At 66.8% G+C, this 11,052-nt stretch carries 14 protein-coding genes; 5 read left to right on the top strand and 9 right to left on the bottom strand.

Going from position 1 to position 11,052, the window contains the following annotated elements:
* Positions 1-111: 111 nt before the first annotated feature.
* Positions 112-318, bottom strand: coding sequence for a 30S ribosomal protein S21 (gene rpsU / locus JI664_RS23380; RefSeq protein ID WP_109534868.1), 207 nt, complete (start codon positions 316-318; stop codon positions 112-114).
* A 259-nt stretch (positions 319-577) separates the two neighbouring features.
* On the opposite strand from rpsU, the gene JI664_RS23375 reads away from it, so the two are divergent.
* The 3 genes from JI664_RS23375 to JI664_RS23365 all read left to right on the top strand — a co-directional run bounded on the left by JI664_RS23375 (position 578) and on the right by JI664_RS23365 (position 3,315).
* The gene (locus JI664_RS23375) at positions 578-1,252 is read left to right on the top strand and encodes a COQ9 family protein (RefSeq protein ID WP_207016201.1); all 675 of its coding nucleotides are present in this window, start codon (positions 578-580) and stop codon (positions 1,250-1,252) included.
* A 116-nt stretch (positions 1,253-1,368) separates the two neighbouring features.
* Positions 1,369-2,226: a branched-chain amino acid aminotransferase gene (locus JI664_RS23370; RefSeq protein ID WP_207016200.1), complete on the top strand. Its 858-nt coding sequence runs from the start codon at positions 1,369-1,371 to the stop codon at positions 2,224-2,226.
* Between the two features lie 99 nt (positions 2,227-2,325).
* The gene (locus JI664_RS23365; protein WP_207016199.1) at positions 2,326-3,315 is read left to right on the top strand and encodes an NAD(P)H-quinone oxidoreductase; all 990 of its coding nucleotides are present in this window, start codon (positions 2,326-2,328) and stop codon (positions 3,313-3,315) included.
* Positions 3,316-3,420: 105 nt separating this feature from the next.
* On the opposite strand, the gene JI664_RS23360 is transcribed toward JI664_RS23365, so the two are convergent.
* From JI664_RS23360 to JI664_RS23350, 3 genes are all read right to left on the bottom strand, one after another.
* Entirely contained in the window at positions 3,421-5,706 is a 2,286-nt protein-coding gene (locus tag JI664_RS23360; protein WP_207016198.1) for an HlyD family efflux transporter periplasmic adaptor subunit, read from the bottom strand.
* A 372-nt stretch (positions 5,707-6,078) separates the two neighbouring features.
* Positions 6,079-6,525 carry a TerB family tellurite resistance protein gene (locus JI664_RS23355; RefSeq protein ID WP_207016197.1) on the bottom strand — a complete coding sequence of 149 codons (447 nt, stop codon included), beginning with the start codon at positions 6,523-6,525 and terminating at the stop codon, positions 6,079-6,081.
* Between the two features lie 323 nt (positions 6,526-6,848).
* Positions 6,849-7,130 carry a hypothetical protein gene (locus JI664_RS23350; protein ID WP_207016196.1) on the bottom strand — a complete coding sequence of 94 codons (282 nt, stop codon included), beginning with the start codon at positions 7,128-7,130 and terminating at the stop codon, positions 6,849-6,851.
* A 528-nt stretch (positions 7,131-7,658) separates the two neighbouring features.
* Here JI664_RS23350 and JI664_RS23345 point away from each other — a divergent pair.
* Together JI664_RS23345 and JI664_RS23340 are read left to right on the top strand one after the other, a co-directional pair.
* Complete coding sequence (locus JI664_RS23345) at positions 7,659-8,048, top strand: hypothetical protein (protein WP_207016195.1); 390 nt, start codon at positions 7,659-7,661, stop codon at positions 8,046-8,048.
* A complete protein-coding gene (locus JI664_RS23340; protein WP_207016194.1) occupies positions 8,048-8,452 on the top strand; it encodes a hypothetical protein in 405 nt (134 codons plus the stop codon). Before JI664_RS23345 ends, JI664_RS23340 begins: the two co-directional genes overlap by 1 nt.
* 568 nt (positions 8,453-9,020) lie before the next feature.
* Here the strand turns inward: JI664_RS23340 and JI664_RS23335 are convergent.
* The 5 genes from JI664_RS23335 to JI664_RS23315 form a co-directional block, all read right to left on the bottom strand.
* Positions 9,021-9,227 (bottom strand): hypothetical protein, encoded by a 207-nt coding sequence (locus JI664_RS23335; RefSeq protein ID WP_207016193.1) that lies wholly within the window; start codon positions 9,225-9,227, stop codon positions 9,021-9,023.
* A complete protein-coding gene (locus JI664_RS23330) occupies positions 9,205-9,477 on the bottom strand; it encodes a hypothetical protein (protein ID WP_207016192.1) in 273 nt (90 codons plus the stop codon). The genes JI664_RS23335 and JI664_RS23330 overlap by 23 nt, the downstream gene beginning before the upstream one ends.
* Complete coding sequence (locus tag JI664_RS23325; RefSeq protein WP_207016191.1) at positions 9,474-10,484, bottom strand: N-acetylmuramidase domain-containing protein; 1,011 nt, start codon at positions 10,482-10,484, stop codon at positions 9,474-9,476. Before JI664_RS23325 ends, JI664_RS23330 begins: the two co-directional genes overlap by 4 nt.
* Complete coding sequence (locus JI664_RS23320) at positions 10,481-10,768, bottom strand: hypothetical protein (RefSeq protein ID WP_207016190.1); 288 nt, start codon at positions 10,766-10,768, stop codon at positions 10,481-10,483. The genes JI664_RS23325 and JI664_RS23320 overlap by 4 nt, the downstream gene beginning before the upstream one ends.
* 72 nt (positions 10,769-10,840) lie before the next feature.
* A partial coding sequence (locus JI664_RS23315) for a hypothetical protein (RefSeq protein ID WP_207016189.1) occupies positions 10,841-11,052 on the bottom strand: 212 nt, incomplete at its 5' end.

Below are 11,052 nucleotides of genomic sequence, written 5' to 3'. Positions count from 1 at the left end.
CCCCCCCCCCCCCCCCCTTCGCGTCCACAAGCCCCCCCCGCCGGGCATAGAAAAACCCCCGGCCCTGAGGACCGGGGGTCTTTGTTCCGTCGCCATCGCTGGCGAAACGGTTCAGAGCAGACCTTCGCGCTGCGCCTTCTTGCGCGCGAGCTTGCGCGCACGGCGGATGGCTTCGGCCTGTTCCCGGGCTTTCTTGACCGAGGGCTTCTCGAAATGCTGCTTGAGCTTCATTTCGCGGAAGACACCTTCACGCTGAAGTTTTTTCTTCAGGGCGCGGAGAGCCTGTTCGACGTTGTTGTCGCGAACCGATACCTGCATGTGGTTTTCACCACCTTTCTAAGTTAGAGTGAGCGAATTGCAGGAAGCGCTTCCATAGCAAAGCCACGCGGCTTTGTCTACCTCTGCTGCCTGCCCTTTCCCCGCTCATGTCTTGAAAAATCGCCCGTGAACCGCCCCCTCGCGTGCCCAAGCCGCCACGGCTGCGCGGTTTCGCGCCCCCGCGACCCCGTGCCCGGTTGGACGCGGGCGCAGTTGGCCTTACCTTAACCCTGTAGCCAAGAGACCAGCGAGACCCGCGATGACCGACACCCCGAACGCCGCCGACCGTCTTCTGGACGCGGCCCTATTGCATGTGGCCTTCGACGGCTGGTCCGACGCCACACTGAACGCCGCCGCAATGGATTGCGACATTGAACCGGCGCTGGCGCGCGCGCTGTTTCCGCGCGGCGGTCTGGATATGGCGCTGGCCTATCACCGGCGGGGCGACGCCGCGATGAAGGAGGCATTGGCCGAGCGCGACCTCTCGGCGCTGAAATTCCGCGAACGGATCGCGCTGGCCGTGCGGCTGCGGCTGGAAACGGCTGATCGCGAGGCGGTGCGTCGCGGCGCAACGCTGCTGGCCCTGCCGCAGAACGCGCCTGAAGGCGTGCGGGCGCTGTGGGACACCGCCGATGCGATCTGGACGACGCTGGGCGATACCAGCGAAGACGGCAACTGGTATTCCAAACGCGCGATCCTGAGCGCCGTCTATTCCTCGACCGTGCTGTTCTGGCTGGGCGACGAGTCGATGGGCTACGAGGACACTTGGGCCTTCCTTGACCGGCGGATCGAGAATGTCATGCAGTTCGAGCAGACCAAGGCCAAGATCAAGGCCTCGCCAGTGCTGAACCCCGTCCTGGGCCTGCCCTTCCGGCTACTCGAATCGCTGCGAAAGCCCGGCGCAGCAGCGCCGATGCCGGGCCGCTGGGGCTGATCCAGACGCCCGAAAGGCGCACGACAGAATATTGCGTCACTGCGCAATTTTATTTCGCGCGCTTGACGCAGAGGCAGCCGCCCGCTATCCCGAACTGACCGCAGGGAGGGCAGAACATGGCCGTCGGCACCGAAATTGCAACCTATTTCGAAGGCAAATGGCACGCTGGCAACGTGCCGGTGATCCGCGCGGCAGACCACGCCGCATGGCTTGGCTCGGGCGTTTTCGACGGCGCGCGCCAATTCGATGGCCGCCGCCCCGATCTGGACCTGCATTCCGCACGCATCATCCGCTCGGCCGAGGCGATGGGCATGGTGGCGCCGGTTGACGGCGCGACGGTGCAGGCGCTTCTGGAAGAGGGCTGCCAGATGTTCGCGCCCGACGCCGCGCTGTATTTGCGGCCGATGATGTGGGCCACGGAATCAACGCCCGGCGTGATCGATCTGGTTCCCGAATCGACCGGATGGGCGCTCTGCATCGAAGCGATGCCCATGCCGCAGCCCGGCGCCTTCACGCTGACCGTCTCGCCCTATTTCCGGCCCCGCCCCGACATGGCGCTGACCGAGGCCAAGGCGGCCTCGCTTTACGCCAATAACGGACGCATCATGGCCGAAGCCCGCAAGCGCGGCTTCTCGAACGCGCTGTCGCGCGATTCCGAGGGCAACGTGGCCGAGACCGCGTCGACCAACGTCTTCATGGTGCGCGACGGAGTGGTGTTCACGCCGGTGCCGAACGGGACGTTCCTGAACGGTCTGACCCGGCAGCGGGTGATCGGGCTGATGCGCGAGAACGGGATCGAGGTGATCGAATGCGCGCTGCGCGTCGAGGATTTCCATCAGGCCGAAGAGATCTTCGTCACCGGCAACATCGCCAAGGTGATGCCGGTCGCCGCGTTCGAGGACAAGCGCTTCGAAACCACGCCGCTCGCCACCCGCGTGCGCGAGATGTACTGGGACTGGGCGCAATCCGCATGACCGAGCGGTGCGTGCCCAGCACGCACCCTACAGCGTCGCGTCCCCTTTCACCTGCTGCCCGGCCCCGATAAGCTGCCGCCAAAGAAAGCGGAGGCTCCCATGACCCAGGCCCATACCATGCGCGTGATCGAAATCTCGGAACCCGGCGGCCCCGAGGTGCTGGTCCCGGCCGAGCGCGCGGTGCCCGTTGCCGGTGCGGGCGAAATCGTCATCCGCGTGGCCTATGCCGGGGTGAACCGCCCCGACGCGCTGCAGCGCGCGGGCGCCTACGCGCCGCCGCCCGACGCGTCCGACCTGCCGGGGCTGGAATGCTCGGGCACCGTGGTCGAAACCGGGCCCGGCGTGACCCGCTGGAGCGTTGGCGACAAGGTCTGCGCGCTTCTGCCCGGCGGCGGCTATGCCGAATACGTGGTCACGCCCGCCGCCCATGCGCTGCCGGTGCCCGAGGGCATGGATATGCGTCAGGCTGCCTGCCTGCCCGAGACCTATTTCACCGTCTTCTCGAATGTGTTCATGCGCGGCGGCCTGAAAGCGGGTGAGCGCTTTCTTATCCATGGCGGCTCGTCGGGGATCGGGACGACGGCGATCCAGTTGGCCACCGCGCGGGGCGCGCGGGTCTTCGCGACGGCAGGCTCGGACGAGAAATGCGCGGCCTGCACTGATCTGGGCGCCGAGCGCGCGATCAATTACCGCAACGAGGATTTCGTCGAGATCCTAAAGGCCGAGGGCGGCGCCAACCTGATCCTCGACATGGTCGGCGGCGATTACATCCCGCGCAATGTCAACGCGCTGGCCAATGACGGGCGGCTGGTACAGATCGCCTTCCTGAGCGGCCCCAAGGCCGAGCTGAACTTTGCCCAGGTCATGGCGCGGCGGCTGACGATCACCGGCTCGACGCTGCGTCCGCAATCGCGCGCCGCGAAAGCCACGATCGCCGAAGCGCTGGAGGCCGAAATCTGGCCGTTGCTGGCCTCGGGCCGGGTGGCGCCGGTGATCGACAGCGAATACCCGCTGGAAGACGCGGCCAAGGCCCATGCGCGGATGGAGACCTCGCAGCATGTGGGCAAGATCGTCCTCAAGGTCGAGTAAGGCTAAGACGGCACAAGCGGACAAAGGGGGCACGCCCCCTTTGAAACCCCGTGGATATTTTCGGATTAAAGATGGGGGCCGCACGGGCCCCCTTCGTCTGTCTGCTTACCAGCCGAACAGGCCCAGCGCGCCGCCCAGAACCGGGTCGAAAGTCTCGCGCGCCCAGCCCCAGGGGCCGAAGGTCTGCACGGTGACATGGACCGGGGTCCCGGCAGCGGCGGCGATCGGCGTGTCGGGCGCGATCTCGATCCGGCGGTAATGGCTTGAGCCGAAGACATCGGCCTCAAGCCCCGCGCGGCCCAGCGTATCGGTGGCGGCGACGATCTGCTCAATGCGACCAAAACCGGCGGCTTCGTTGCCGATGCGCGTCATCACGCGGTCCCCGACCGCGACTTCGGCGGCCTGAGCGGCGGGCAGCAGCGCCTGCACATTGGGTGCCTCGGCCCCGGCCAGCACGAAGGCGCGGGTGCCCGGTTCGACCGCATCGCCGGCCTGAAGCGAAACTTGCTGAACGACGCAATCGCACGATGCATAGATCGGCACGCCTGCCGGAGCGGCGGCTTCGCGCGGCGGCAGGACGCTGGCTGCGGGCGGCGCCACCGTCAGGGGCGCCATGTCAGCGCTCTCGGTGTTTTCGGGCAGCGGGTCGACGCCCGGGACGGGGATCACCGCCTGCATCGGCTCGACCGACGATTGCAGGAGCGTGTCGATCCGGGCGCGCATCGCATCGCTGTAGGCGCCGGTGCTCTCCGCCGCGCCGAGCGGGTATTCGCGCGCCGGCGGGGTGATGTAGCCGAGGATCTGGTCGGGCGTGACCCGGTCGCCGGGGGCGACGAGGCTTTCGCGGAACACCCCGTCGATCGGCGCATTGGCGTCGATTGCGGCCACGGTCACGGCAGCGTAGCGCGACGTGACCGACGTGGCGATGCCATAGGTGACACTGCCGGTGATCAGCAACAGCACGGCCAGCGGCAGCTTTGCACCGATCCGGATGCGGCGACCCCTTGCGGGTGTTTCGCTCGCGGGTTTCGGGGCGGCTTCGGCCTTGGGGGCTTTTTTCTCGGCCTTCTTCGGCTGCGGCGCGGCCACGGGCGGCGCCGCTTCGGTCAGGGCCTGCGCCCGGAACGTGTCGGCATCGGCGCCGTAAACCTCGGAATCGAAGGCGTCATCCACCGGCGCCGATTGACGCTCAGCGCGCGGCGGGACGGGGGCGTGCTGCGGCTCGGCCGCCGTGGTCGGTGCCGGGGCGGTCCGGGCCGCAGTGCTGCGGGGCTGGGCAGGCTGACGCTCGCGGCTTTTCGATTGCGTGGCGACGACGTGATCGACGATCTTCTCCAGCACGTCGGCGCGCGCCGCGTCGAGATCGACGAAGACGAAGCGCGTCGGGTGCTCAAGCTCGGGTTCTTCGCTGGCCACCCGCACGCGCATCTGCACGCGGGTCTCGCCATCGCCGATGAGCAGCGTCACGAGGAACCCCTCGTCACCGCCCGACACCTCGAGATGGTCGTCTGCGTCCAGCGTGAAGCCGCTGATCGACCATTCCACGACCGGATGCTCGACGCCGCGATGCACGATCACCATCGGCTCGCGCACGACGATTGCCACGGCGGGCGCCTCGCGGCGTGTGAAAGGGGCCAGCGCACGGTATTCGGGACGGTATTCGGCACGGTAATCCGGACGCGCGGCGGCACGGTACGGGTCGTCGTAGCCCGAATCGTCATAACGCGGATCGGCCCGCTCATCGGGATGACGATAGCCCGCGGGCGCGCGCTCTTCATAACGCGGCGCGGCATGGCGGAATTCGGGCTGCAGAACCTCGGCCGAGCGCGCCTGCGGACGGTGTTGTTCGGCGCGCGGCTCGGGATCGGCAGGCTGCGCCCAGTGCGAGGGCATGTGCGACGGCATGGCCCGGCCGGCTTCGGATGCCTGACCGTGAGCGGTACCTTGCGCCTGCACGAGCGGCTCGGAATGCGCCCGGCTGTGAGGCATGGCAGCGCGCCCGGCCTCGGCGTCGCGGTAGAACATCGGGATCGGCGCGGCGGCTGCGGGCTGCGGCGCGGCGTGACGGCGTGCCTGCGCCTGACCGGATTGCTGCACCGGATGGGGTTGGAACTGCGGCTGGGCCGGGGCGCTGCGCAGGGTCGCCGCGCGCGGATATTGCGGCGGCTCGGCGATCGGCGGCAGGTCGGCTTCCGTCCGCGCCTGTGGGGCAGGCTGCCGGGGCATCGCCTGCGCGGGACGCGGCGCGGCGCCATGCGTCACGCCGTCGCGACGCGCGCGATCATAGACCGGCGGCGCAACCAGCGGCGGCAGGTCGCGCGGATCGTCCTCGTGACCGGCAGTCTCACGCAGGTTCAGAAATTCTTCGGCGTCAAAGGCATCGCGGCTCATGACCCAGCTCCTGTCGGGCAGAGGCGCGCGTCTGATCTCGTGCGAAGCGCTGCCATCGTCATGCCCGTTTCCAATTCCATCGGTTCGGAAAACCCCATACCCGGCGGGAATCACCCGGTATTGTTTCCGTTCGGATCCGTTGTGCCCGGCAATGCGGGCCAAATTGGGAAAACTTGGCGACAGTTTGAGAAAATTTGGCCCGATTGCCGCCCCAATTTCGCCATACTTCATGCTATGCGCGAGTTTGGCTCACCATTTTTCAACCAAAGAGTGCGGACCTTCAGACCACGGGAGGCCTTTCAGAGGCACACCTCAAGCGCAGCATTCCATGCCCGGATTACTGCTACCGCGTCGATTCGAGGGACCGCCCGTCTATTGTTCGCCCTGACGCGACAATACCCGGTGACGCGCCTCGGCGCTGTCATGGTCCGAGACCGCCAGCAGCGGCGCCAGACGGCGCAGCAGCGCATCCTCTTCGGGGTCCCGTTCGTGATCGATCAGCACGATCTCCCACAGAGCCTCCATCAGCCGCACCCGCTCGGGCTCTTCGAGTCCGAATTTCACCACGCGAGTAAAGCGCACGATATCCGCCGCCCCGGCCTGCGCGGCCTCGCCCTTTTCGCACAGCATTTCGGCTTCGGGCGTCTCGAGGTTGAACATCGCCTTGAGCAGCGCGATCACGCTCAGCCGTTCTTCGGGTTTATAGATATCGTCAGCCTTGGCCGCATCGACCAGAAGCGCCGCGACGGCGATATCAGCGGGAACATCGGCGCGCGGGGCTGCGTCGGGACGGAACAGGGTTCTGAGTACGTCGATCATTCTCCATACATGCGACGCCCGCGCGGGATCGGCAAGATGGCACCGCGACACGCAAGCGTGAGCCTATCTGCCGAACGCACGATCCGAAGACGGTCGCAGGCTCGTTTCCGCGGCGCTCTGTCGAGCCTCCTTGATCACCGGCGCCGAAACGCAAAGACGCGCCGTCGAGGGCCAATCCGGCGAAGCGCCGATTTGGGCCTGTGGTTCTTCCCGCCCCGTGCCATGGGGCGGGATCTCCATCAGACCCATTCGCCAGTGCGGCCACTGAACTGTGCTGACAGCCGAAATACGGGGCGCACCCCCGGTCCCGTTCAGGGGGGCGATCAGCCGCGCCCGCAGACGACGCGGGCATGCGGCGTCATCGCGCGACGCTCCAGAAAGAACACCCCAAGCGGCGCCTGGATCACGGCGAAGTTGCCGACCTCGCCGATCATCTCGACCTGCATGCAGGCCGGCAGCGGCTCCATCGGGTTCTGATAGTCGGCGGTGAGATAGATCATTGCATCCTGCCGCAGGGTCATCGTGCGCGCTTCGGCAGCGGACGGGGCGACGGTCGCGGCGGTGGCGGCGAGGGCGGCGAGGGAGAACAGGGCGTTGCGGATCATGGGCTAGGTTCCTTTTCGACCGGGGTTGGAGTGTGTCTTTCGATGCCTTCATCCTGCATCGAACCGGTCAGCGCGGCAGTTCCCCAAGGAACAGGGATCAAGAAGCGCCTGTCCGCTGTCCGTCGCGGACTCGGCCACGGTTATCCGCTGGCGCTGTGTCCTGAGCTTTTGGCTCTGAGGCCGTCGCGCTTGCCGACAACCGCAGCGCCCACAGGCCCGCCCCTGCCGGAGAAACAAAAAACGCCGCCCATAATCGGGCGGCGCACACATTTCCACCCCTGCAACAGGGGAAAATCGTTACGAAACTATGGCAAAGCGAGATCGGGTCAGGGAAAGCGAAACGAGGAATTCGCGCAACCCTTTGACGTTATTGGTCGGAGTGAGAGGATTCGAACCTCCGGCCCCTGCCTCCCGAAGACAGCGCCAGCGCACGAGTTCGCCCCGCGTTCCCGATCTGAGCCGGGTTTCGACCCGCTAAACCCGCGCCCGATGGCGCTCAACCTTGGCAGTGCCAAGAAAGGAGAGACGATGGACGGAATCGAGAGCATCGCTGCAGAACGCAAGCGGCAGGTCGAAGGAGAGGGCTGGACGCCTGAGCACGACGATGAACATGCAGAAGGAGAGTTGGGCAAGGCTGCCGCATGTTACGCATTGGCGGCGTCAGCGGAAACCCAGCTCAGGTTCGACATCAAGAGAGGCGATGCCGCCCCGCAAGACTGGCCATGGGACACCTCATGGTGGAAGCCGAAGGACCGCCGAGCCGACCTCGTGCGCGCTGGCGCATTGATCGCGGCCGAGATCGATCGCCTCGACCGCGCCGAGAAGGCCCGCAACCACGCAGCATGCCCCCCCGCCCCTCGCGCCACACCACCGCGCGCGGGGCTGACACAACGAGATGAGGCGCTGAGGAGAAGATGATGACTTACACGCCAGAACTCGGGCAGCTATGCTTTGGCCAGCCATGGCAGGAGCATGAAGTCCCGGCGATTATGGATGCGGCGCTCTGCTTCATCCGCGATGACTTGGCTCGGGCGCGCTGGAATGTCTACCAGACTGAAAGGCCGTGCCCATTTGGGAACACAGGAGAAGCATTTGATTGCGATGCGTTCTCGGTTCGTGCCTATTCATGGGATGACAGCGACGAACAGGAGTGGAACTTCAAGTGCGGCGACGTGATGGTGTCTTGGTACAAATACCTCGGTCGCGGCATGAGCTCCAACGTCCAGATCACGCCTGACATGGCATCGCGGATCCTGCGCAAGTGCATCGACGGGATTGCAGCATTCGAAAAAGAAAAGTCGCCGTTCTACATGTCGGACTAACCCCGCCCCGGCGCTGAAAGGAGAAGAGGATGGCGGTCACGCTCAGTGACGATGATTATTTGCGGCTTCTGACAGCAGCCGAAGCTGACGACATGATCGTTTGGTGTGAGCGCTGCGGCGCGTGGCTGGATAGGGCCGACCCGAGAACAGCCGTGACAGACGACGTAACCGGCTGCTGGTTCTCTGTCACTCTTCGCGAAGAGGACAGCGGAACATGCGTGCGGCTGGAGAGGCCCGGGCGGCCAGCGTTGCCATCCAGCGATTGACCCCCGCGCCCCGGTGTGCGATTCTGGGCGGGAGCGCTGCGGCGTGGATGGACACGCGGTCGCAAAGCTAAGGCCATCGTCATTAATTCCGGCTGGCGGTGAAGTCAGCAGAAGCAGGGTTTGGCGACCTGCGCGTCGGCCCGCTGAAAGCTGACGCTGGGAAGATAGGTCAGTCGGTATCAAGCCCGGCCCGCGCTCTACCTCGCCCCCGCCCATTCCGCGACAAGCTCGAAGCGCTCAGCGCCGCAACCACCACAGGAAGACCCGCCGCCGGGCACGGATGCCAGCCTTGGTGCGGTGTCTCACCCCTTGGCCGCCTCGGTGATACTGACCATGTTCCGCGCGACCGAGACGACGCAGGACACGTTCTCTTGGCTCACCAGACCCGCCGCGAAGCCCGCGTGCAGATCCACGGCGCAGATGGCAAGGCGGTCGATCTCAGGCTCAAGCCGATCCAGCACCGGGCGCTCGACGATCAGCTCGGGATCACTGTCCAGACAGCCGGTCAAGGTGGCGCAGCAGGAAATCCAGATCAGCGCCAGTGTCGCCTGTTGACGTTTCCGCATTGTCGATCCGTCCTCTCGTTTCCTCGGTGATTTGATTGAGCGCGGCCTGTGCGTCACCCCAGCCTGCCGCGTGGCCCTGGTCATACATGCGCTGCGAATAGCCTTGGCCGGCAACGAACAGGGCGCCACCGATCAGCAGGGCACCCAAGGCGGCGTAAGGCCATGTGAACCGGCCGAAAATGGCGCCGATCATGCCCTCGCCCTCCGCTTCTGAAACACCAGCCACCAGACGACGCCCAGAGCGGCGATCACCAGCACGGCGGCGATGGCGTACTGCATGGGCCCGTCACCCTGCGACACGGTGGCGACGGCACCGACCACGGGCGCGGCGGCGCCGGTGATCTGCACCACCTGAGACGTGCGGCGCTCGCGCGTCGATGCCTGCGCCGGCGGCGTCGGCGTCTCGGCCACCGGGTTGACCCCCAGCGCCGCCCAGGTCCGGCGACCGACCACACCGTCCACCGGCAAGCCCATGTCGCCCTGGAAGGCCTCGACGGCGGCCAGCGTGTCCGGACCGAACGCGCCGTCTTCGGGAATGCCAAGGGCACGCTGCAGCGCGACCACGGCGGGGCCGCGATCCCCGACGCGCAGCACCACGGGCGAGCGCACGCCGCCCGAGTGCCGCCGATAAGCCGCCTCGATGCGGCCCGCGTAGACCTCGGGTTGCCCGGTGCCGTTGTAGCGGCGGGCGAAGGTCAGCCAGTCATGGGCGCGCAGGGCCGGGTCCAGCCCCCACGACGTGACCAGCGCGGCGAAGGCGTCCAGATGCGCGGGCGCCCCGGTCGCCATGGCCTCGACCATATCCTGGGCGGAAGCGAAGCCAGCACCGGCATGGTTGAAGCCCATGATCTGCGGGCCGCCCCAGCTCGACGCGCGAAGGGCGCCTTCCAGATCGGCGCGCGCGGCCACATCGAACATGCGGGCCCGGTCAGCGGTCGAGACAGCCAGCGAGGCCCGCCACGGGGCCTGCCCGTCGCGGGGCGCGAAGCCGATCCGCCCCCATAGGGCGCGCGGGAAATGATGCGGCTCGAACCGGCGCAGGACGCCGCCCGTGGCGTCGAAGCACCGGCCCGAGGCCTCGACCTCCCAGACAGCGCGCAGGGCAGCAGGATCGCAGCCCAGGCGCGCGGCGGCTTGCTGGAAATCAGCGTCGGAAAGGTCTCGGGGGGAGGCCGCCCCGATCCATGGCGTGGCGTTCATCGGTTTCGCTCCAGGCTGGTGATCAAACGGTTGATGTCGATACGCACCGCGGCGAGTCCTTCCTCGATACGGCCGAGCTGGACGGCCTGAGATGCGGCTTGCGTCCGCATGATCTCGACGCGCTGCTCCATCACGCTCAGGCGGGCGACATTACTGTCGACCATGTTTCCCAAGGTGGTGAGCCACATCAGCCCGAGCGCCGCCTGTGCGAGCAGAACGGCAAGCGTGGCGATGGGGATTCTGCGGTCGAGGTGCCACGGTTCGGAGCGTTCAGGCTGCGACATAAGGCTTTCCTTTTGTCTGGTGGTAGCTTGCAGGCCCCTGCGCCCCGGCCCGTTCGAGGATCGCGCCTTCCATCACGACCCCCGGAACGCCATGTCGTAGATCCACCTGCCATAGAGGATGTGCTCATAGAGGCCGGGGTGGTTGACGCCGCCCGCGCCCGAGAAGAGCGACGGGAACAGGCCGAGGCAGTCGGGCAGGTTCAGCGCCGGCAGCGCGAGCGGGACGAAGGCCGCACCGCGAGCGAGAGCACCCCGCATGACGTACATGTCATGCACCCGCTGGC

It is taken from the genome of Rhodobacter sp. NTK016B, assembly GCF_017303295.1.
GTDB lineage: Bacteria > Pseudomonadota > Alphaproteobacteria > Rhodobacterales > Rhodobacteraceae > Pararhodobacter.
Note: the sequence above shows the minus strand (reverse complement) of the source record. Positions and strands in the feature narration are given on the sequence as shown.